The following is a 21,184-nucleotide window of genomic DNA, read 5'->3' on the forward strand; positions in this document are numbered from 1 at the left end:
TCTTTCTCCCAAAAGATGAATGTGGCTGTTCTGACAGTTGCGGTCGGGCGGTGGCCTATTCGGCGGCGGCAAGATGCGGCGTCTCTTCGCGAAACTGGGCGTGCTCGGTGGATCCGGACATCGCCGTCGTCGAGGATGTCCCGCCGGAAATCGCCATCGACACGGCATCGAAGTAGCCGGTGCCGACCTCCCGCTGGTGCTTGGTGGCGGTGTAGCCGTCGGCCTCCGCCGCGAACTCGGCCTGCTGCAGTTCCGAATAGGCCGACATCTGCCGATCCCTGTAGCCGCGGGCGAGCTCGAACATCCCGAAGTTCAGCTGGTGGAAGCCGGCGAGGGTGATGAACTGGAACTTGTAGCCCATCGCGCCGAGCTCGCGCTGGAACTTGGCGATCGTCGCGTCGTCGAGATGCTTCTTCCAATTGAACGAGGGCGAGCAGTTGTAGGCGAGCATCTGCTCCGGGTGTTCGCGCTTCACCGCCTCGGCAAAGCGCCGGGCCTGGTCGAGATCAGGCTTTGAGGTCTCGCACCAGATGAGGTCGGCATAGGGCGCGTAGGCGATCGCCCGGGCGATGCAGGGCTCGAGACCGTTGCGGATGTGGAAGAAGCCCTCCGCCGTGCGCCCCGCCGCGTGATCGACGAAGGGCTGGTCGCGCTCGTCGATGTCGGAGGTGAGGAGCTTGGCCGCTTCCGCGTCGGTGCGGGCGATGACCAGCGAGGGCACGCCCATCACGTCGGCGGCGAGCCGCGCGGCAGTAAGGTTGCGGATGTGCGCCTGGGTCGGGATCAGCACCTTGCCGCCGAGATGGCCGCACTTCTTCTCCGAGGCCAGTTGGTCCTCATAGTGGACGCCGGCTGCGCCCGCCTCGATGAAGGCCTTCATGATCTCGAAGGCGTTAAGCGGACCGCCGAAGCCTGCCTCGGCATCGGCGACGATCGGCGCGAACCAGGTGTCGACGGAGTGATGGCCTTCGGCCTGCTCGATCTGGTCGGCGCGCTGCAGGGTGCGGTTGATCCGCCGGCAGAGTTCGGGCGCGGCGTTGGCGGGATAAAGCGACTGGTCCGGATACATCGCGCCGGCTGTGTTGGAATCGGCCGCGACCTGCCAGCCCGAGAGGTAGATCGCCTTCAGCCCAGCGCGGACCTGCTGCATCGCCTGGTTGCCGGTCATGGCGCCCAGCGAATTGACGTAATCCTCCGAGTGCAGCAGCTGCCACAGGCGGTTGGCGCCGTTCTCGGCCAGCGTATGGCGGATCTGGACGGAGCCGCGCAGCCGCTTCACCAAATCGGCCGAATAGGGGCGGGTGACATGGTCGAAACGCCCTGCAGGGGCGCTGGGGACAAGGCTGTCAAATTCGGTCATGGCCAATCCTCACAATCAACGTGCTCCGACGGTGTCGGACAGGAAGGGTGTGACAGATCGCGCTCCGCGTCCCAAGGAAACACCTGTAAGCAAGGGGCTGGAAACGTGTCAGCCTGTACCGGCTTTGACAACCGCCGGCTGTCACGTTGTAAATGCTGTCAATGGATCGGGGCCGCTCTGGTCCGACAAGACTGTCACAGCGAGGGCATCATGGCCGAGAACAAGATCTTCGCGGGCCCCCGGATCCGGCGGATGCGCAACGGCCTCTCCCTGACGCAGACGGCCATGGCCGAGCGGCTCGGCATCTCGCCGTCCTATCTCAATCTTATCGAGCGCGATCAGCGGCCGCTCACCGTGCAACTGCTGCTGAAACTCTCCGAGGTGTTCGCGGTCGATCTCAGCGACCTCCAGGGGGGCGAGCGCGCCGGGCTGATGGCGGATCTGCGCGAGGTGTTCGCAGACCCGCTGCTGGCCGGCGAACTGCCGGGACCGCAGGAGCTCGTCGAGATCGCCGAGGCGGCGCCCAATGCCGCCGCCGGCATTGCCAAGCTCTACCGGGCCTACAAGGAGCAGCTCGGCCGGCTGACCGACCTTTCCGATCTCCTCGCCCGCGACGGCTTGCAGCCGGGCCTTGCCGGCGCGCGGCTGCCGATCGACGAGGTGCAGGAGGTGTTCGAGACCCGCCCGAACCACATGGCGGCGCTCGAGACCGCGGCCGAGGCCTTCCACCGCCAGCTTTCCCCCGGCGACGATTTGATGGCGGCTTTGAAGGGGTGGCTGCGCGCCGAGCACGACATCTCGGTGCGCATCCTGCCCGTGCAGACCATGCCCAACTGGCGCCGCCGCTTCGACCGCCACTCGCGCCGCCTCTTCCTGTCGGAGCGCCTCGTCTCCGCCGACCAGCTGCGGGAGGTGGCGATGGAGGCGGTGCTGCTGGCGCTCGGGCCGGTCATCGCGGCGGAGAATGCAAGTTTCGGCTTCTCCAGCGCCGAGGCGATGCGGCTCGCGCGCTACGAACTCGTGCGCTACGCCGCCTTGGCGCTGATGATGCCGTATGCGGCTTTCCAGGCGGAGGCGGAGCGCTCGGGCTACGACATCGACGTCCTGCGCGGCCGCTTCCAGGCCTCGTTCGATCAGGTGGCGAGCCGGCTGACCACGCTGCAGCGCCAGAGCGCGCCGGGCATCCCGTTCTTCATGCTGGAGGTCGACCACGCCGGCAACCGCTTTCGCCGGGCCGGGGCGCGGGGATTTCCGGTGCAGCGCTTCGGCGGCGGCTGCCCCAAGCTCGGCCTGCATGCAGCCTTCTCCCAGCCGGGGCAGATCCTGGTCGAAACCGTCGAGATGCCGGACGGGGCGACCTTCCTCACCGTCTCGCGCACGGTCGACGGGCTCGTCGCCGGTTTTCAAGAGCGGCCCCGCCGCACGGCGATCCTTCTCGGCTGCGACATCGCCCATGCCAAGGACACGATCTACGGCCGGTCACTCGGCGGGGAGCGGGCGCCGGTGAAGATCGGTCCGGCCTGCCGGCTGTGCGAGCGGCAGGCATGTCTCTCCCGCGCCGAACCCCCGCTGACGCGCCCACTGGGGCTCGATGAGATGGTGACGGGCCTCAGTGCATTCGATTTTCAGTAGCGGCCTGCTATGTACCGCCATCGACAGGGCGCGCCGCCATTTCAGCATTATTTCGTGATGCTGCAGACGACACGCGCAAGGTCCGCCACAACCGCGCGGATCTCAAACAGCGCAGAAGGTAGACAGCATGGATCAACGCGTGCAGCAGAAGGCGAAGACCGAGGGCATCGAGGACACGATGTCCGGCAACGGGTTCGTCGCAAAGGCCGTCCAGAAGCTGGTCGACGGCGCCGAGAAGCTCAATCTCAAGCATTCGGCCGTCGGCAATCCCGCGGTCTATCCGACCGACGATTTTCCCTGGGCGCGGGAAGTCGAGGCGGAGTGGCATCTGATTCGGGCCGAGCTCGACAAGATCCTGGTGCGCAAGGGCGACCTGCCGGCGTTCCACGAGATCTCCTCGGAGGTCCGGTCGATCTCGTCCGACCAGAACTGGAAGACCTTCTTCCTCTGCGGCTATGGCATCAAGTCGCCCGAGGCGATCGCCCAGTGCCCGGAGACCTGGCGCATCCTGCAGAAGATCCCCGGCATGAAGTCGGCGATGTTCTCGATCTTCGAGCCCGGCAAGCATCTGCCGCCGCACCGCGGGCCGTATAACGGCGTGCTGCGCTTCCATCTCGGCCTCGTCGTGCCGGACCAGCCGGACAAGATCGGCATCCGCATCGACAAGGAGGTCTGCCACTGGAAGGAAGGCGAGGCGCTGATCTTCGACGACGCCTACGAGCACGAGGCCTGGAACCACTCCGACTCGGTGCGGGTCGTACTCTTCGTCGATTTCGAGAAGCCGCTGACTTTCCCCGCCAACCTCACCAACAAGGCGGTCCTGAACCTTGCCGTCTTCACACCCTTCATCCGTGAGGGCTACAAGGCGCAGAAGGCCTGGGAGAAGCTGTTCTACGGCGAAGGCCAGAAGCACCGCTGACCGGGGCCCGCCGATGACAGGCTTTTCGTGGGAGAGGATGCTCCCAGCGCACCTGGCCAGCGTCAAGGCGCTGGCCGACCGGGTGCATCCCGAGCTTCCCGAGCGGATCGAGGTCTTCGCGGACCGGCTGGCCGCCTATCCCGCCGGCAGCCGCGTGCTGATCGGGTCGGGGGGCGTCCTAGGCTATGCCGTGTCGCATCCGGCCAAGCTCTTCGAGCCGCCGCCGCTCGATCATCTCCTCGGGACGATCGGGCCTGACGCCGACAGCTATTACATCCACGACGTTGTGGTTGCGCCCGAACTGCGCGGGCAGGGACATGCCCGGCTCGGCGTCGAGGCTCTATTGGCCGACGTGCCTTATCCGGTGACGGCTTTGGTGTCGGTGTACGGGACGATGCCGTTCTGGGCCGGCTTCGGCTTCACCGACGAAACCGCCGCCTTGCCGCAGGGAAAGCTCGCACCCTATGGCACCGACGCCCGCTACATGCTGCGCCGCCATATGACGGCCGGGGATATCGACGCGTGTCATGCGGTTGTTCTGCAAAAGCACTAGGCACGTGGCAGTCGATGCTGAATAGTGAGGCTTGTCGCCATTTCGGCCTGCGCCGAGACGCCCGTCCGCCCTTTCGTCACACACCCAAACATCTATGCTTCCAGCGAGGTTGTCCTTTATGAAACAGCGTCTTGCAACGGTCGGAGCGCTTGCGCTCGTGCTCGTCTCGGCCTTCTCTGCCGCCGCGCAGGAAAAGATCGTCCGGGTCTACAACTGGTCCGACTATATCGACGATTCGATCCTCAAGGATTTCACGGCCGAGACCGGCATCCAGGTCGTCTACGACGTGTTCGACTCCAACGAGATTCTCGAGACCAAGCTGCTCGCGGGCGGCACAGGCTACGACGTCGTCGTGCCCTCGGCGGAATATCTCGGCCGGCAGATCCAGGCAGGCGTGTTCCAGAAGCTCGACAAGTCGAAGCTGCCGAACCTCACCAATATGTGGGACGTGATCACCAAGCAGACCGCGACCTATGATCCCGACAATGCCTACTCCGTGAACTACATGTGGGGCACGACCGGCATCGGCTACAACAAGAAGAAGGTGGAGGAGCTCCTGCCGAACGCGCCGGTGGACTCCTGGTCTCTGGTGTTCGACCCGAAGAACGCGGAAGTCCTGTCGAAGTGCGGTATCGACATGCTCGACTCGGGCGCCGAGATGATCACGGCCGCACTGAACTATCTCGGGCTGAGCCCGGATACCCAGGATCCGGCCGAGATCGACAAGGCGAAGGATCTCCTGCTCTCCGTTCGCCCCTATGTTCGGAAGTTCCATTCCTCGGAATACGTCAACGGTCTCGCCAATGGCGACATCTGCGTGGCCGTCGGCTTCTCGGGCGATGTGTTCCAGGCGCGGGACCGCGCCAAGGAAGCGGCGCAGGGCGTCGAGATCGGCTATTCCATCCCGAAGGAGGGGGCCCTCTTGTTCTTCGACCAGCTGGCAATCCCGTCGGATGCGCCGGACCTCGACAACGCCCATGCCTTCATCAACTACATGATGAAACCCGAGGTCATCGCGAAGGCGACCAACTTCGTCGTCTACGCCAATGGCAACCTGGCGTCGCAGAAGCTGATCGAGCCGGCGATCCTTGCTGACAAGGCGGTCTACCCGGACGAGGCGACGCTCGCCAAGCTGTTCACTAAGAAGCCCTATGACGCGAAGATCCAGCGTCTGATCACCCGCGCCTTCACCACGGTGAAGACCGGTCAGTAGCACTCCCGCCCGGTCGCCATCGGCGGCCGGGCCCTTTCCAGTCTGGCGCGGGCACCTCAGCATGGCAGTGACGACGAAGTCCCTTGGAAACATCCGCCGCAGCTTCGAGCCGTGGAACGACCCCTCGCAGAAGCCGCTGATCGAGGTGGACGGGGTGACCAAGCGCTTCGGCACGTTCACCGCGGTCGACGACCTGACCATCGGCATCCATCGCCGCGAATTCTTCGCGCTGCTCGGTCCTTCCGGCTGCGGCAAGTCGACGCTGCTGCGCATGCTCGCAGGCTTCGAGGCACCGACTTCGGGCGATATCCGGCTAGAGGGCGAGAGCCTCGTCGGCGTGCCGCCGCACAAGCGGCCGGTGAACATGATGTTCCAGTCCTACGCGCTCTTCCCGCACATGACGGTCGAGAAGAACATTGCTTTCGGCCTGAAGCAGGACGGCATGGCAAAGTCCGAGATCGACGCGCGGGTCGCCGAGATGCTGAAGCTCGTCAAGCTCGAGCCCTTCGCCCGGCGCAAGCCGCAGCAGCTGTCCGGCGGCCAGCAACAGCGTGTGGCGCTCGCCCGTTCGCTGGCCAAGCGCCCGAAAGTGCTGCTGCTGGACGAGCCGCTCGGCGCGCTCGACAAGAAGCTACGCGAGGAGACCCAGTTCGAGCTGATGGACCTGCAGCAGGAACTCGGCCTCACCTTCATCGTCGTCACGCACGACCAGGAGGAGGCGATGGTAATGGCCGACCGCATCGCGCTAATGCGGGAGGGCAAGATCGCCCAGGTCGCGACGCCGGCGATCATCTACGAGGCGCCGAGCAACCGCTACGTCGCCGACTTCATTGGCAATGTGAACCTTCTCGAAGGCCGCATCGAGAGCCGCCGCGACGGAAGGGTGCGGCTCGCCGCTGCCGGCACCATCGTCGAGACCGAGACCTCGGTCGACCTCAAGCCGGGCGACACCGCCTTCTTCGCGATCCGCCCGGAAAAGGTGAAGATCGGGCGCCAGGCCCCGGCCGATCCGTCGGTCAACGCGCTGAAGGGCGAGGTGTGGGACATCGCCTATCTCGGCGACGTGACCCTTTTCAACGTCAAGCTGCCGACCGGCGAGATCGTCCGCGCCACCACGATCAACGCCGCGCGCGGCATCGAACAGCCGCTGGCCTGGGACGACGAGGTGTGGATCACCTTCGCCGCCGATGCCGGCATCGTCCTGACGCAGTAGGGGCGAGGGACATGGCTTCCGACTACACCCCCTCGCAGCACGTCAGCCGGCTCTATCGCTCGGTGGTGATCGGCGTGCCCTATCTCTGGCTTGCTGTCTTCTTCCTGCTGCCCTTCCTGATCGTCGTGAAGATCTCGCTGTCCGAGACGGCGATCGCCCAGCCGCCCTATCTGCCGGTTTTTGTGCTCGATAGCGTCTCCGGCTTCATGGATGCTTTCCGCCAGCTGGACTTCGGCAGCTATGGCTGGATCTGGGAAGATCCGCTTTACCTCAACTCCTACCTGTCGAGCCTCCGGATCGCTGGCATCTCGACGGCGCTGGCGCTGTTGATCGGCTATCCCTTCGCCTACGGCATGGCCAAGGCACCATCCAGCATTCGCCCGATCCTGGTGATGCTGACGATCCTGCCGTTCTGGACGAGCTTCCTGATCCGCGTCTACGCTTGGATCGGCATCCTCAAGAACGAGGGGCTGCTGAACCAGTTTCTGCTGTGGACCGGGCTGATTTCCGAGCCGCTGCAGATCATGAACACCGAACTCGCGATCCATATCGGCATCGTCTATTCCTACCTGCCGTTCATGGTGCTGCCGATCTATGCAGCGCTCGAGCGCATGGACGGGCGGCTGATCGAAGCCGCCAACGATCTCGGCTGCCCGCCGGTGAAAGCCTTTTGGGCGATTACCTTCCCGCTGTCCTTGCCGGGCGTTCTGGCCGGCGTCTTCCTCGTCTTCATTCCCGCCGTCGGCGAGTTCGTCATTCCCGATCTCCTCGGTGGCTCCTCGACGCTGATGATCGGCAAGACGCTGTGGGATGAGTTCTTTAATAACCGCGACTGGCCGGTCTCGTCGGCAGTCGCAGTGATCCTCCTTCTCCTGCTGGTGATTCCGATCATGATCTTCCAGCGCATGCAGGCGAGGACGGCGTCGTGAAGAACAACTGGTCCGCGTTCAACATCTTCTGCCTCGTCATCGGCTTCGCCTTCCTCTACGTGCCGATCGCGCTGCTGGTGCTCTACTCCTTCAACGCTTCGCGGCTGGTGACGGTCTGGGGCGGTTTCTCGACCCACTGGTACGGCACGCTGTTCCAGAACCGGCAGATGCTCGACGCCGCCTGGGTGACGATCCGCGTCGCGCTGCTGTCGGCGACGGTCGCGACCATTCTCGGGACGCTCGCGGCCATGGCGCTGGTGCGCTTTGCGCGCTTCCGCGGCCGGCTGCTTTTCTCCGGCCTCGTCTATGCACCGCTGGTGATGCCCGAGGTGATCACCGGCCTGTCGCTCCTGCTGCTCTTCGTCGCCATCGGTTTCGACCGCGGCTTCTGGACGCTGACCATCGCCCACGTGACCTTCACCATGTGCTTCGTCGCCGTTGTCGTGCAGTCCCGGCTCGTCGCCATCGACAGGAGCCTCGAAGAAGCGGCGCAGGATCTCGGTTGCCCGCCCGGCAAGACCTTCTTTGTCATCACGTTGCCGGTGATCTGGACGGCGGTCGCGGCCGGCTGGATGCTCGCCTTCACGCTGTCGCTCGATGACCTCGTGATCTCTAGCTTCGCCACCGGCCCGGGCGCCACTACCTTGCCGATGCGGATCTACAGCCAGGTGCGGCTCGGCGTGACCCCGGAGATCAACGCCATCTGCACCATCCTGATCGGGCTGGTCTCGGTCGGCGTCATCATATCCGGCATCCTCACCAAGCGCGATCTCGTCCGGCGCGAACGGGACGAGCGTCTAGCCGCCGGCGGCTGATCGCGCAGCGCATCTGCGCTGTGCGGTTCAACTTGGACCGTTCAAATAGGACGGTCGGGGAAGCGGTCGGAGATCACGGGGCTCGGCCAGATCCCTTCCGCGCGGAAACGCGGCGGCGCCAAAGCGGGCGGCGTCGTGCCCAAGGGAGCGGCCGGGCTGACGCTGCCCGACAGGTCGAGACGGCCCGTCGCGGCTGACAGCGATCCCGAGGCGGACAGGAGGCCGAAGCTGCCGGTCAGGTTGATCTCGCTGAGATCGACCAGCGGTCCGTTCGACTGCAGCCGGGCCCGCAGGCTCTGGAAGGGCAGTGCGCCATCCGCCAAGGCAAGGTTCAGCGGACTGACGGCCTTTCCGGTCAGCATCTGCGGGTCGAACCCGCTCATCGTGCCGTTGCGGGTGGCGATCGACAGCGTCATCCTGCTGCGCCGGGCAAGGTCCGCCCAGCTGCCGAGCGGCAGGCTGTAGTCCGCTTGAACATCCGACGCACCGGTCACCAGCAGCCCCTTGATGCCGAGGGCGTCGGACAGCCGGGCGGCATCGACGCCGCTGACGCTGGCCACGCCAGTAGCGACGGCCGGGCGCAGCGTGCTGTCGACCGTCATGCGCGCCTGCGCCTGGCCGCCGAGGATCGCGATGTCGCCGACATCGAACGTCGCCACGCCGTCCTTGAACTTCACCGTTGCGGCCAGATCGGCGAAGCTGAGGTCTCCGATCGCGCCATCGCTGGCCGAGAGCCTGAGGTCGAGATCCAGTCCCTCGACGAAGTCGACGGGGATCCGGCGCTGCATGTCGAGCGGCGTCTGCGGCAGCGGGGCGACGGCTTCAGTGAACCCGGTGAGATCGAGCCGATCGAAGGCCAGCGTTCCGCCGATGAACGGGCGCTTGCCCTCCGGCAGCGTCATCTCGAGGGCGCCGAGCCCGTCGAACCCGCCGACCGACACCTTGGCATCGCGCAGGCTCAACCGCTCGTCGCTGCCTTGGAGGGTCGCGACCAGCGACAGCGGGCCAATGTCCGGCTGGAGGGTGCCGGCATCGCCGAGCCAGCGGACCGACCGTGTCAGCGAGGGGGTCGCCAGAGCGAGCTTGCCACTGAAGCTGCCGGTCTCTGCAATTGAGGCCTCGCCATCGAAGCTGGCGGTCAAGGGCGGGGAAGCGAGCGTGAAATCCAAAGCGCTGGCGGCGCCGGCGAGGAAGTCGACGGGAGACGCAATCTTGAGCCCGATTTCGGTCGGCTGCCCGTTCCAGACGTAGGAGCCGGACATCCGCGCGGATGAGGTCTTCGAAGGCCAGGCAACGACGATATTAGCATTGCTGATGCCGAGCGAACCCGGACCCGGCGCCATCCGGAAGACGCCGTCGCGGATCTCGAGGGTGCGCAACTCGCCGAAGCGGGAGAGGAAGGCACCGATATACCGCGACAGCGGCCGCAGGGCCGGATCGGCGGGGCCGCTTCCGCTGGAGTTCTCCGCCGCGATCATCGTCTCGCTCTGCCCGATGAAGCCGGCGGTCGACAGCAGTTCCGGTCGAACCAGTGTCAGGCGCTCGATGCGGGTGCGCCCCCGGAGCGCCTCCCAAAGGTCGAGTTCGGCGACGATGCCGTCGATCGCCATCACCGCGTCGGCGTCGCCGGTGCGCGGCCCGACCTTGATCCTGTCGAGGACGATCTGGGTGCGGGGCAGGAGGGTGAAGTTGACCGAGCCGGCGACGAAGACGGGAAGGCCGGTCAGCCGGGACAGCTGTGCCTCGATTTCGCTGCGCGCCGTCGCGGGTTTCAGCGCGAGCGTCGAATAGGCGAGGAACCCCGCCAGCACCGCCGCCGCCAGAACGGCCACCGAAACGACCACGCCCGACCAGCGGCGCAGCGAGCGTCGTTCGGACCGGCGGAATGGGGCGGCGCGTCCTGTCATGTTTCCTCGTGGTGACGTCGATGGCCCGGGGGCATGGACGCTGAAATTGTCCGGGCGGTGCCGTCGCCTGCCCGCCGCGAATCGGCCATTCTTGCGGCGCCAAGGCCGGATCCAGCCGGAGTTCTAACGGGAGTCCATGCCGGTGGCAAAGTGATGGCCTGGCGCGCGCTGCGGCGGGCCGCGAGACTGGATTTGCGTGCCGCCTCGCGTCATGGCACGAGCGATGGGTGGGATGACGGGAGGCAGCGACATGACCGGTAGAATTCTGTGGACGCCGTCTGCCGATCGACTGGCAGCGCAGCCGCTGACCCACTTCGCTGACAGGGCCGCGCCGCATATCGGCGGCGCCTCCGCCGGCTATCCCGCGTTGCATGCCTGGTCAATCGACGAGCCAGAGGCATTCTGGTCCGCCGTCTGGGACTTCTGCGGCGTGATCGGCGACCGCGGCGGCAAGGCCTTTGCCGAGGGTCCCGACATGCTGTCGGCGCGGTTTTTTCCCGAGGCCCGGCTCAACTTCGCCGAGAACCTTCTTGGCGCCGCCGTCGATGGCGAGGCGATCGTGTTCCGGGGCGAGGACAAGGTCGAGACGCGCCTGTCGCATGCCGAACTTCGCGCGCTCGTGTCGCGTCTGGCGCAGGCGATGCGCGCCGAGGGCGTCGGCGTCGGCGATCGGGTGGCGGCGATGATGCCGAACATGGCCGAGACGGTGGCGCTGATGCTGGCCACGGCCTCGCTCGGCGCGGTCTGGTCGTCCTGCTCGCCGGATTTCGGCGAGCGCGGCGTGCTCGACCGTTTTGGCCAGATCGAGCCGGTGCTGTTCATCGCCTGCGACGGCTATTTCTACGCCGGCAAGACAATCCGCATCGGTAACAAGGTTGCCGCCATCGCTGCCGCCCTGCGCCCGCGCAAGACCATCCTGGTGCCGTATATCGGCGAGGCCGAGACCATCGCCGCCGCTGTGCCGGACGCGGTGACCTTGGCCGTCTTCACGCAGGCCTTCGCGCCAGCACCGATCGTCTATGAGCGGCTGCCGTTCGCCCATCCGCTCTACATCCTGTTCTCGTCGGGGACGACGGGGGTGCCGAAGTGCATCGTGCACTCGGCTGGCGGCACGCTGATCCAGCATCTTAAGGAACACGTGCTGCATGCGGGCGCCAAGCCGGGCGACCGGATCTTCTACTTCACCACCTGCGGCTGGATGATGTGGAACTGGCTGGTCTCGTCGCTCGCCGTCGGCGCGACGCTGCTGCTCTACGACGGCTCGCCCTTCCATCCCAATGGCAACGCGCTGTTCGACTTCGCGGCCGCCGAGCGCGCGAGCTTCTTCGGGACGTCGGCAAAGTTCATCGACGCGGTGCGCAAGGAAGGGCTCCGGCCGATCGAGACGCACGACCTGTCGAGCGTTGAGGTGATCGCCTCGACCGGCTCACCGCTCTCTCCAGAAAGCTTCGAGTTCGTCTACGCCGGCATCAAGTCGGACGTGCAACTCGCCTCTATTTCCGGCGGCACCGACATCGTCTCCTGTTTCGTCCTCGGCGTGCCGTGGTTGCCGGTGCGCGAGGGGGAGATCCAGGGCGCGGGCCTCGGCATGGCCGTCGATGTCTGGAGCGATGAGGGTCTCCCGTTGCGGGGTGAGAAGGGCGACCTCGTCTGCACCAGAGCCTTCCCGGCCATGCCCGTCGGCTTCTGGAACGACCCGTCCGGCGAGCGCTATCGCGCCGCCTATTTCGAGCGTTTCCCGGGCGTCTGGTGCCATGGGGATTTCGCGGAATGGACGGACAGCGGCGGCATCGTCATCCACGGGCGCTCGGATGCGACGCTCAACCCGCAGGGCGTTCGGATCGGGACGGCGGAGATCTACAACATTGTCGAACACCTGGAGGAGGTCGCAGAAGCGATCTGCATCGGACAGGACTTTGACGGCGATGTTCGGGTCGTTCTCTTCGTCCGCTTGAGGCCCGGTGCGGTGCTGGACGAGGCTCTGGAGCGAAAGATCCGCAACGCCGTGCGCCAAGGCGCTTCGCCCCGCCATGTGCCGGCCCGGATCCTCAAGGTCGCCGACATTCCGCGCACCAAGTCGGGCAAGATCGTCGAACTGGCGGTGCGCGAAATCGTGCACGGCCGCGCGGTCAAGAACCAGGAAGCGCTGGCGAATCCGGAAGCGCTGGCCTTGTTCGCTGAGCGGCCCGAGCTGCTGCTTTAGAGGAATCAGACGGAAAGCGGGCAGCGGCACAACCGGCGCCACTTTCACCGGGGAGCCGTGCCTAAGGAGAGGGCTTAAAGTCGGGGGAAAGCTTAAGAAAGAAACGCCGTCCGCAGCAGGCTGAGCTGCTCGCCCACGGGGTTGGAACTACCCTCGAACTGGTCGCCCAAATTGCCGTAGATTTCGCGATCGAGCATGGCGATACGCCGCTCCAGCTTCAAGGCGCGGTCGACGAGGGAGCAGAACGCCTCCGGCAGTTCAGCGAACAGCGGCGAATCGCGGCCGGTGCCGACGCCCTCGAGCCGGACCTTCATCTTCTCGGTCTCGACTTGGGCGCGCGACATGTCACCTTGGTTCGCCGCGCGCTGCAGCAGGAGCCACGAGGCGACTTGCATGAGGCGGGTGGTCAGCCGCATCGATTCGGCGGCGTAGAGCGTCGCGACAGACCTCGAAAGCGCTTTGGCATCGGCCCGGCCCTGACCGTCGAGATAGACCGCCGTCGCGTCGACCAGCGCCATGCCCTCGTTGAAGAGCGGCTGGAACGACCGGGAGAAGGCCAGATGCTCCGCCAGGCGGATTGTCCGGTCCTCGTCGCGGTGGTCTAGGCTGTTGCTCGTCATCAGAATGTACCGGCTTCGTGTTCCAGGAATGCGGTGCTCACGGAAGACTCGGCAAACTAAGCCGGTGAAACCGTTTTCGGAAATTGCTCGGGATGGGCGTGAATGGCAAGGCGCGTTCAGCAAACTGGTTAATGCGCCTTAAGCAATTTTGCTCCAACGGGACCTTGCCGCGCAACACAAAAAAAAGAGCCGCGCTGACGGCTCTTGGAATTGGCAAACAGGGAGGCATCAGACGGGATGGCAGGCCATCATGTCTTCCCGAGGAGAGGGATGCAGAAATTAAAGGCTATAAACCTTGATGATCCGTTGATCGGGCGGGACATCGATGGCGCTTGCGCTACCTCTCGGCAAAAGCTCCAAAGGATTTTCAGATGAACCTGCCCAAGAAAATGACAGTTGCCGCCCTTGATGGCTTCGGCGGACCAGAGGTCCTGAAGCCCGAGGAGCGCGCGCTTCCGGTCCCCGCCGATGGCGAAATCTTGATCGAGGTTCATGCCGCCGGCGTCAACCGGCCCGACGTCTTGCAGCGCCTCGGCGCCTACCATCCGCCGAAGGGCGCTCCGGATTGGCCCGGGCTCGAGGTTGCTGGTCTCGTCGCCGCCGTTGGCGAGGGGGCGTCGCGCTTTGCCGTCGGCGACCGAGTGATGGCGCTGCTGCCGGGCGGCGGCTATGCCGAATATGCAACGGTTGCCGAGAGCAATGCCTTGCCGATCCCATCCGGCATGGGCTTCGTCGCCGCGGCGGCCGTGCCGGAGACGTTCTTCACCGTCTGGCACAACGTCTTCCAGCGCGGCCGCTTGGTCGCGGGAGAGCGCTTCCTCGTTCATGGCGGCACGTCCGGCATCGGCACGACGGCGATTCAGCTCGCCCGCAGCTTCGGCGCTGACGTCTTCGTCACGGTGGGCAGTGCCGACAAGTGCGAGGCCGCCAAAACCCTCGGCGCGCAGCATGCGATCAACTACCGCGACGCGGATTTCGTCGAGGTGATCCGGCAGGCGACGGAAGGACACGGCGTCGATCTGATCCTCGACATGGCCGGCGGCGACTACACGCCGCGCAATCTGCAGGTCGCCGCCGAGGACGGTCGCATCGTCCAGATCGCCTATCTCCGCGGGCAAACGGTCTCGATCGACCTGTCGCCGATCATGTTGAAGCGGCTGACGCTGACCGGCTCCACGCTTCGATCGCGTCCCGTCGGCTTCAAGGCGACGATCGCGCGCGAGATCGAGGAATTCGTGTTTCCGTTGTTTGAGGATGGCAGCGTCGCGCCGCTGATCGATACGGTCTATCCGCTGGAGCGGGCGGCCGACGCGCACCGGCACATGGACGACGACCATATCGGCAAGATCGTCCTCACCACGCGCCACCACGCCGCCGCAGCTTAGGGTATCCCGGCATAAGGCCTGCGGGGAGGGGCGGGGCGGCCGGAAATGCACGGGCATTTCATCGGCACCCGCCTGATTTCCTTGCAGGGACCGGCGACGATCCGTATAAGATACCTCAATTCCAGAAATTGTGGTGCGATCCACAGCCTTTCCAGCGCAAGCAGGACTGGCGACCAGAAGGACTGTATGCATGGCCCAACTCCTGATGCCGAAGGCGACGGCTGTCTGGCTCGTCGACAACACCTCCCTCTCGTTCGAGCAGGTTGGTGATTTCTGCACGATGCATCCGCTTGAGATCAAGGCGATCGCCGACGGCGAGTCGGCGCAGGGCATCAAGGGCATGGATCCGATCATGACGGGCCAGCTGACCCGCGAGGAGATCACCAAAGGCGAGTCGGACGAGAAGTACCGCCTGAAGCTGTCGCTGCCGAAGGTTCGCGTGCCGGAAGCCAAGCGCAAGGGCCCGCGCTATACCCCGGTGTCTAAGCGCCATGACCGCCCGAACGCCATTCTCTGGCTGGTGCGCAATCATCCCGAGCTCAAGGATCCGGCGGTGTCGCGCCTCGTCGGAACGACCAAGAACACCATCGAGCAGATCCGCGACCGCTCGCACTGGAATTCGGCCAACCTGACGCCGATGGATCCGGTGACGCTCGGCCTTTGCTCGCAGATCGATCTCGACCTGGAGATCGAGAAGGCGACCCGCGGCATGCCGCGGCTGGAGGAAGTCGCCGAGGAAGAGCGTCTGCTGTCGGCTGCCCAGACCCAGAACTATCGCGGCCGCGAGAAGGCTGACGACGGCGAGTTGGACGCTGCCGCCGTGTTCGCCAAGCTGACCTCGATGAAGCGGACGCAGGCCGAAGTCGACGAGGACGACGACCAGCGCTAACGAAGCTTCGGAGGGCCTGTCTTCACAAGTCCTCCGCCGTGCTGCCGAGCTTGCTGCGGCTACAGCTTAGCCGTTGCCCTTGAAGCCGGGATAGAGTGTCATCCCGCCGTCGACGAACAGCGTCTGACCGGTGATGTAGTCGGCCGCATCTGATACCAGGAAGGCCACGGCGCGACCGATGTCGGCCGGCTCGCCGATGCGGCCGTAGGGGATGAGTTTCAACATCTCCGCTTCGCCGTCCCGCCGCTCGCTCGCATTGATCGGCGTCGCGATGGCGCCCGGGCCCACGGCGTTCACACGGATCCCCTCGGACGCCACCTCCTGCGCGATCGATCGCATCAACAGATCAAGCCCGCCCTTCGATGCCGCGTAGTTCGCATGGAAGGCCCAGGGGATCTGTTGGTGTACTGAGGAATCGAACACCAGCTTGCCCAGCGCGCGGCTGACGTCTCGCCGTCCCTTGCGACGGAACCGCCTGATCGCCTCGCGGCCGATCAGGAAGCCGCCGGTGAGGTTGACCGCGATGACGGCGTTCCACGCCTCAAGGCTCATCTCGCCGATCGCCGCATCTTTCTGCAGGCCCGAGTTCGACACCACGATGTCGATCGGCCCGAGCTTCGTCTCGGCCTCGTCGAACAGCGCGGCGACGGCCGCCTCGTCGGACACGTCCGCCTGGATGGCGAAGGCCTTCTGGCCCAGCTTCTCGATCTCGGCGACCGTCTCGGCTGCCCCTTCCGGAGAACTGCGAAAGTTGACGGCGACATTGGCGCCCGCGCGCGCCAGTTCGATCGCCGTCGCCTGGCCGATGCCGGAAGAGCCGCCGGTAACGACTGCAGCCTGTCCGACGAGGCTGTTCAGTTCAAAAGATGCCATCTGGATCCTCCACGATCTGGAACTGGGCATTGGAAGGGTCGCTTTTGTCGCCATTCAGCGAACGGTCGAGCCAGATTGCCGCCGAGATCAGCGACAGGTGCGTCAGGCCCTGCGGGAAATTGCCGAGGTGCTCGCCTGTCGAGGAAAGTTCTTCCGCATAAAGCCCGAGGTGGTTCGCATAGCTGTGCAGCTTGTCGAACAGGAAGCGCGCCTCGGCCGCGTAGCCGCTCCGGGCCAGCGCCTCGACATACCAGAACGAGCAGATGGTGAAGGCGCCCTCGCTGCCCTCCAGCCCGTCCTCGCCTTCTCCCTCGCAGATGTAGCGCTTGACCAGGCAGTCGTGCACCAGGTGCTTGCGGACCGCCTGCAGGGTCGAGACCCAGAGCGGGTCGCGCGGATTGATGAACTTGACGAGCGGCATCAGCAGCACGACGGCGTCGAGGGTCTTGCCGCCCTTGAACTGGGTGAAGGCGCCGATCTCCGGGTTCCAGAACTCCTCGAGGATCGACGCCTGGATCTCGCCGCGCTCGTACCGCCAACGCTCGACATCGGCCGGCAGCGAGTGGCGGTCGGCGATCCGCAAGGCGCGGTCGAAGGCAACCCAGCTCATCAGCCGGCCCGAGAGGAATTCCTTTGGCTCGCCGCGGCTCTCCCAGATGCCGTGATCTGGTTTCCGCCAGTTGCTGGCCAGCCAGTCGGTGAGCCGCGCGATCTTCTTCCAGATGCCGTAGGACGGCTTTCCGCGCGCCTTCGTCGCGATGTAGAGCGCATCCATGAACTCGCCATAGATGTCCATCTGCACCTGATCGGCGGCACCGTTGCCGATCCGCACGGGACGCGAATTCTCGTAGCCCGAGAGGTGATCGAGGTTGGACTCGGCGATCTCAGCGCTGCCGTCCATCCGGTACATGATGCCAAGATGCGGTTCCCCGTCCTCGGCAATGCGGTCCATCATGAAGCGGATGAAGGATTCGGCCTCCTCGAAATAGCCGAGGCGCGAGAAAGCGTAGAGCGTGAAGGCGGAGTCGCGCACCCAGCAGTAGCGGTAGTCCCAGTTCCGCTCGCCACCGAGCACCTCGGGCAGACCGAAGGTCCCCGCCGCGGCGATGGAGCCGTATTGCGCCGAGGTCAGCAGCTTCAGCGTCAAGGCCGAACGCACCACGAGCTCGCGGGCGAAGACGGGATAGGTGCCGGAGCGAACCCATCCGTGCCAGAAGGACCGCGTGGCGATGAAAGCCGACCGGACATACTCGTCGTCGACCGTCGGCTGGTCCTTGCGGCCGGGGCAGAAGACGACGTGGCAGGTTTCGCCCTCGCGCAACAGGATGTCGCCGCCGGCACGGTCACCATCGATCTCGATCGGCATCGTCGCGTAGAAATAGACGACCTCAGCCCCGTCGCCCCAGCTGACGCTGAAGCCGCCGTCGATGGCCGCAATGACGGGCGTCTGGCGGGCATAATCGGGACGCGGCGCAACCGACAGGCGGAAGCGCACGTCGCCCATCACGGCCTTCGCACGACGGACGATGCGGCCCGACCCGTCGACCGGCATGAAGTCGGACACTTCGCCAATCCCGTCATGCCCGAGGAAGCGGGTCATCAGGATATTGGTGTCCGGCAAGTAGATCTGCCGGTTCTTCATCTCCCCGTCGACCGCCTCGAGGCGGAAGTATCCCCCCTTCTCGGCGTCGAGAAGCCCGGTGAAAAGGGATGGGGATCCGAAATCGCTGTGGCAGAAAAAGTCGATGGTGCCGTCGGTCGCCACCAGAGCGAGGGTGCGCATGTCGCCGATGACGCCATGTTCGGAAATCGCGTGCGGCACGGTGTCGTGTTGGGGAAGGGCCAAGGCTGCTCCGGGCGGAACCTGTTCCGCATGATATGGGCGGGGGCGAGACGTCTGGGTGACAGGGCGGCCTGTCGAGGCGGCGCCGTCGGGAACAACCGTGGTCGGCGGTGCGCCGTTTCACCGAGGCGCCATTTTTTGATGCCGCAACCCAATGAACGAGCTGTGGTAATCGTTCCGCCGCAACGCAGCATGAGGGGGCTTAGGGCCGCCAACAATAGCTTGGGGGTTCTCTTCCCAATCAGTTACTGTCATCCGGAACATGGTGTAGATTCGATGGCGAGAGCGACTTGGAGAGCACACCGACTTGGAGAACAGCATGAGCGCGATGGAAAAAAGCCTGCGGCGCGCGCTCGAAGCCGGTGATTCCAGTAATCCGGCGTTTCGCGACACGATCTACACGGCCTCTGAGCGCGCGCTCGAGCGCATGCTGGCAAACTCCGACGATGCCGACGCCGCGCATGCGCAGCGGGTTCGTCTCGCCGAGACGATCAACCGCATCGAGGAAGACTATTTTATCGCCGAGGCCGCGACGTTCGAGGGCGCCGCGGACCCGGATGCGGAGCACGCGGCCGATCCCAACTTCGCGCCGCATCTGCATGACCCCGACGCAGATCAGGCGGTCGAGCGCAATCATGGGCTCGACGATGACGATGACCCGTCCGCCGCGGCGAAGCCAGAGGATGACTCATCGCCCCAGGCAGGCAGGTCCGCCGCCGTCCCAGGCCGCGACGCTCCAACTCATGCCGCGGAGACCTGGTCACCTGGCGAGGCGAGGCGATCGACGACCGGCCGCCGGTCGCAGCGTTCCCTGAAGCCGCTCTTCCTGGCGCTCGCGGTTCTCCTCGCTGTGCTGTTTGCGGGGGTGTATTTCTTCAAAAATACCATCCTCGGCGGTTCGGATGCGGACGCTGCGCAAAGCGGTGCAGCCGACGGCGCTTCGGTCGACACAGCCAGCTGGATCAACCTCTTCGACGGGACCCAGCTGGAGCTGATCTCGACGCCGACCGGCGGCGACGTCGCCGCCGTCACCGGCAGCGGCGATCGGCCCGCAGTGCGGCTGGCTGCGGCAGGCGAGGGCGGCGAAGTCGGCGTCATCATCGGGCCCGGCGTCGTGAACACCATCAAGGGCCGGAAGGTTCGGGTCGAGATCACCGCGGGTTCTGCGGATGGGGCAAGCCGGGAGTTCTCCGTCCGCTGCCTGTTCGGCGGCGATACGGTCTGCGACCGCCAGCGTTTCACAACCGCGCAGGACAGCCAGCCCTTCGTCTTCGACATGACCGTCCCCGACAATCCTGCCGCCTCCGGATCCATCGCGATCGATCCGAGCTTTGGCGGACCCAAAAGCAATCTCGATCTCTACGCCGTCCGGATGCGTGATCTCGGCAAGGCCTGACATACGCCTGAAGCACGCAAGGGCTAATCCGTCTCCTTATCTGCGAAATGCAGCCTGGCGCCCTTGCGACGGGCGGCCGACGCTTTCCAAAACCGTGTCGAATTTGGATCGATGAGCCAGAGCACCAAGCCATCGACCGATCCTGCGCCGATGCAGCCCCGCCGACGGGTGTCTTTCGTGCGGATCGTGGTCGCGACCGTTCTGGTTTTCGGCGGGCTTGCGGCGATCTATCCGCTGGCCTGGGAAGGCCTGCTCACCGCCGCCGCGATGATGGTGCTGCTCTGCCTCCTGCCGCAGCGCGGCGAGCGACGCTCGCGCATCCGCGAGGATCTGCGCCGGCGTCAGTCGCCGCTTTGGCCCGATGCCGGCACCAAGGCGGTGGTCGAGGCGATGCGGGAGCCCGCTCTCCTGATCGACCGCAACCTGCTGCTGCGCTACCGGAACGGCATGTCCGACCAGGCCTTCGGCAACCTGCCGCTGGGTGACGCCATATCGCTGCGCTTCCGCTCGCCCGAACTTTTGGCCGAGATCGAGGCCTCGATCACCGGTCAGCATGCCGGCAATGCCGACTTTATTGAGGGCCGGGCCTCCGACCGTTTCTGGTCGGTCGATATCCTTCCGATCCTTGCGCCCCAGAGCGAGCGCCCCGCCTTCTTCCTGCTGCTGTTCCGCGACCGCACCGGCGAGCGGCGGATCGAGCGCATGCGGACGGACTTCGTCGCCAATGCCAGCCACGAACTGCGCACGCCGCTGGCCTCGCTGATCGGCTTCGTCGAGACGCTGCAAGGCCCGGCCAAGGACGATGCCGGCGCCCGGGAGCGTTTCCTCGACATCATGCGGGACCAGGCGGCTCGCATGTCGCGGCTGATCGACGATCTGCTGTCGCTTTCGCGGATCGAAATGAAGCGCCACGTCGCCGTGACCGATCCGATCGACCTCGCCGAACTCCTGGGCGAGGTGTGTGAGGCCCTGGCGCCGCTGGCGTCCGAGGCGGGGCTTGCGATCGAGACGTCCTTCGGCACCGGCCCGTTCATCGTTGCGGGGGAGCGGGACGAACTGCTGCAGGTCTTCTCGAACCTTGTCGAGAACGCCTGCAAGTATGGCGACCAAGGTGACCGGGTAATTATTTCGCTGCAGCGGACCAAGGCGCGCGATGCGATCTTCATCGATGCCGGGGTCGAGGATTTCGGCAGGGGCATCCCGGCCGAGCATGTGCCGCGGCTGACCGAGCGCTTCTACCGCGTCGATGCCGGCACGTCCCGGTCGAAGCGCGGGACCGGTCTCGGCCTGTCGATCGTGCGCAACATCCTCGTCCGCCACCGGGCGCGGCTGCTGGTGACCTCGGTGGTCGGCAAGGGCTCGACCTTCACGGCGCGGTTTCCAGAGCCCGAGAAGCGCTGACGGGGGTTCCGCTCCGCGGCGGCGGTCAAGCCT

General features: G+C 65.5%; 17 protein-coding genes. 12 read left to right on the plus strand and 5 right to left on the minus strand.

Going from position 1 to position 21,184, the window contains the following annotated elements:
- Positions 1 to 55: 55 nt before the first annotated feature.
- Entirely contained in the window at positions 56 to 1,360 is a 1,305-nt protein-coding gene (gene aceA, locus ACZLZQ_RS06425; protein ID WP_472948649.1) for an isocitrate lyase, read from the minus strand.
- A 210-nt stretch (positions 1,361 to 1,570) separates the two neighbouring features.
- Between aceA and ACZLZQ_RS06430 the strand changes: the two genes are divergently transcribed.
- The 7 genes from ACZLZQ_RS06430 (at position 1,571) to ACZLZQ_RS06460 (ending at position 8,634) form a co-directional block, all read left to right on the plus strand.
- Positions 1,571 to 2,992 carry a helix-turn-helix domain-containing protein gene (locus ACZLZQ_RS06430; protein WP_472948650.1) on the plus strand — a complete coding sequence of 474 codons (1,422 nt, stop codon included), beginning with the start codon at positions 1,571 to 1,573 and terminating at the stop codon, positions 2,990 to 2,992.
- A gap of 127 nt (positions 2,993 to 3,119) precedes the next feature.
- The gene (locus ACZLZQ_RS06435; RefSeq protein ID WP_472933792.1) at positions 3,120 to 3,911 is read left to right on the plus strand and encodes an aspartyl/asparaginyl beta-hydroxylase domain-containing protein; all 792 of its coding nucleotides are present in this window, start codon (positions 3,120 to 3,122) and stop codon (positions 3,909 to 3,911) included.
- 37 nt (positions 3,912 to 3,948) lie between these two features.
- Positions 3,949 to 4,464: a GNAT family N-acetyltransferase gene (locus tag ACZLZQ_RS06440; protein WP_472948651.1), complete on the plus strand. Its 516-nt coding sequence runs from the start codon at positions 3,949 to 3,951 to the stop codon at positions 4,462 to 4,464.
- 118 nt (positions 4,465 to 4,582) lie between these two features.
- A complete protein-coding gene (locus ACZLZQ_RS06445) occupies positions 4,583 to 5,677 on the plus strand; it encodes a polyamine ABC transporter substrate-binding protein (RefSeq protein ID WP_472948653.1) in 1,095 nt (364 codons plus the stop codon).
- Positions 5,678 to 5,738: 61 nt separating this feature from the next.
- On the plus strand, positions 5,739 to 6,890 hold the full coding sequence (locus ACZLZQ_RS06450) for an ABC transporter ATP-binding protein (RefSeq protein WP_472948654.1): 1,152 nt from the start codon (positions 5,739 to 5,741) through the stop codon (positions 6,888 to 6,890).
- An 11-nt stretch (positions 6,891 to 6,901) separates the two neighbouring features.
- Positions 6,902 to 7,819 carry an ABC transporter permease subunit gene (locus ACZLZQ_RS06455; RefSeq protein WP_472933788.1) on the plus strand — a complete coding sequence of 306 codons (918 nt, stop codon included), beginning with the start codon at positions 6,902 to 6,904 and terminating at the stop codon, positions 7,817 to 7,819.
- Positions 7,816 to 8,634, plus strand: coding sequence for an ABC transporter permease (locus tag ACZLZQ_RS06460; RefSeq protein WP_472933787.1), 819 nt, complete (start codon positions 7,816 to 7,818; stop codon positions 8,632 to 8,634). Before ACZLZQ_RS06455 ends, ACZLZQ_RS06460 begins: the two co-directional genes overlap by 4 nt.
- A 41-nt stretch (positions 8,635 to 8,675) precedes the next feature.
- On the opposite strand, the gene ACZLZQ_RS06465 is transcribed toward ACZLZQ_RS06460, so the two are convergent.
- Positions 8,676 to 10,541: an AsmA family protein gene (locus ACZLZQ_RS06465; protein WP_472948655.1), complete on the minus strand. Its 1,866-nt coding sequence runs from the start codon at positions 10,539 to 10,541 to the stop codon at positions 8,676 to 8,678.
- A 250-nt stretch (positions 10,542 to 10,791) separates the two neighbouring features.
- Between ACZLZQ_RS06465 and ACZLZQ_RS06470 the strand changes: the two genes are divergently transcribed.
- Entirely contained in the window at positions 10,792 to 12,744 is a 1,953-nt protein-coding gene (locus ACZLZQ_RS06470) for an acetoacetate--CoA ligase (RefSeq protein ID WP_472948656.1), read from the plus strand.
- 92 nt (positions 12,745 to 12,836) lie between these two features.
- On the opposite strand, the gene rcdA is transcribed toward ACZLZQ_RS06470, so the two are convergent.
- Positions 12,837 to 13,364 carry a protease adaptor protein RcdA gene (rcdA, locus tag ACZLZQ_RS06475; protein ID WP_472933784.1) on the minus strand — a complete coding sequence of 176 codons (528 nt, stop codon included), beginning with the start codon at positions 13,362 to 13,364 and terminating at the stop codon, positions 12,837 to 12,839.
- Between the two features lie 371 nt (positions 13,365 to 13,735).
- On the opposite strand from rcdA, the gene ACZLZQ_RS06480 reads away from it, so the two are divergent.
- Positions 13,736 to 14,749 carry an NAD(P)H-quinone oxidoreductase gene (locus ACZLZQ_RS06480; protein WP_472948657.1) on the plus strand — a complete coding sequence of 338 codons (1,014 nt, stop codon included), beginning with the start codon at positions 13,736 to 13,738 and terminating at the stop codon, positions 14,747 to 14,749.
- A gap of 190 nt (positions 14,750 to 14,939) precedes the next feature.
- The gene (locus ACZLZQ_RS06485) at positions 14,940 to 15,638 is read left to right on the plus strand and encodes a DUF1013 domain-containing protein (protein WP_472938566.1); all 699 of its coding nucleotides are present in this window, start codon (positions 14,940 to 14,942) and stop codon (positions 15,636 to 15,638) included.
- A 66-nt stretch (positions 15,639 to 15,704) separates the two neighbouring features.
- On the opposite strand, the gene ACZLZQ_RS06490 is transcribed toward ACZLZQ_RS06485, so the two are convergent.
- Positions 15,705 to 16,511: an SDR family oxidoreductase gene (locus tag ACZLZQ_RS06490; RefSeq protein ID WP_472948658.1), complete on the minus strand. Its 807-nt coding sequence runs from the start codon at positions 16,509 to 16,511 to the stop codon at positions 15,705 to 15,707.
- A complete protein-coding gene (locus ACZLZQ_RS06495; protein WP_472948659.1) occupies positions 16,498 to 18,357 on the minus strand; it encodes a glycoside hydrolase family 15 protein in 1,860 nt (619 codons plus the stop codon). The genes ACZLZQ_RS06490 and ACZLZQ_RS06495 overlap by 14 nt, the downstream gene beginning before the upstream one ends.
- 316 nt (positions 18,358 to 18,673) lie before the next feature.
- Between ACZLZQ_RS06495 and ACZLZQ_RS06500 the strand changes: the two genes are divergently transcribed.
- Positions 18,674 to 19,750: a hypothetical protein gene (locus ACZLZQ_RS06500; protein ID WP_472948660.1), complete on the plus strand. Its 1,077-nt coding sequence runs from the start codon at positions 18,674 to 18,676 to the stop codon at positions 19,748 to 19,750.
- A 111-nt stretch (positions 19,751 to 19,861) separates the two neighbouring features.
- A complete protein-coding gene (locus tag ACZLZQ_RS06505) occupies positions 19,862 to 21,151 on the plus strand; it encodes an ATP-binding protein (RefSeq protein WP_472948661.1) in 1,290 nt (429 codons plus the stop codon).
- Positions 21,152 to 21,184 lie beyond the last annotated feature (33 nt).

It is taken from the genome of Mesocryomonas lacus, assembly GCF_055730105.2.

Coding starts and splice junctions, on each gene's coding strand:
- aceA (WP_472948649.1), bottom strand. CDS start 1,360: ATGACCGAATTTGACAGCCTTGTCCCCAGCGCCCCTGCAGGGCGTTTC.
- ACZLZQ_RS06430 (WP_472948650.1), top strand. CDS start 1,571: ATGGCCGAGAACAAGATCTTCGCGGGCCCCCGGATCCGGCGGATGCGC.
- ACZLZQ_RS06435 (WP_472933792.1), top strand. CDS start 3,120: ATGGATCAACGCGTGCAGCAGAAGGCGAAGACCGAGGGCATCGAGGAC.
- ACZLZQ_RS06440 (WP_472948651.1), top strand. CDS start 3,949: ATGCTCCCAGCGCACCTGGCCAGCGTCAAGGCGCTGGCCGACCGGGTG.
- ACZLZQ_RS06445 (WP_472948653.1), top strand. CDS start 4,583: ATGAAACAGCGTCTTGCAACGGTCGGAGCGCTTGCGCTCGTGCTCGTC.
- ACZLZQ_RS06450 (WP_472948654.1), top strand. CDS start 5,739: ATGGCAGTGACGACGAAGTCCCTTGGAAACATCCGCCGCAGCTTCGAG.
- ACZLZQ_RS06455 (WP_472933788.1), top strand. CDS start 6,902: ATGGCTTCCGACTACACCCCCTCGCAGCACGTCAGCCGGCTCTATCGC.
- ACZLZQ_RS06465 (WP_472948655.1), bottom strand. CDS start 10,541: ATGACAGGACGCGCCGCCCCATTCCGCCGGTCCGAACGACGCTCGCTG.
- ACZLZQ_RS06470 (WP_472948656.1), top strand. CDS start 10,792: ATGACCGGTAGAATTCTGTGGACGCCGTCTGCCGATCGACTGGCAGCG.
- rcdA (WP_472933784.1), bottom strand. CDS start 13,364: ATGACGAGCAACAGCCTAGACCACCGCGACGAGGACCGGACAATCCGC.
- ACZLZQ_RS06480 (WP_472948657.1), top strand. CDS start 13,736: ATGAACCTGCCCAAGAAAATGACAGTTGCCGCCCTTGATGGCTTCGGC.
- ACZLZQ_RS06485 (WP_472938566.1), top strand. CDS start 14,940: ATGGCCCAACTCCTGATGCCGAAGGCGACGGCTGTCTGGCTCGTCGAC.
- ACZLZQ_RS06490 (WP_472948658.1), bottom strand. CDS start 16,511: ATGGCATCTTTTGAACTGAACAGCCTCGTCGGACAGGCTGCAGTCGTT.
- ACZLZQ_RS06500 (WP_472948660.1), top strand. CDS start 18,674: ATGAGCGCGATGGAAAAAAGCCTGCGGCGCGCGCTCGAAGCCGGTGAT.
- ACZLZQ_RS06505 (WP_472948661.1), top strand. CDS start 19,862: ATGAGCCAGAGCACCAAGCCATCGACCGATCCTGCGCCGATGCAGCCC.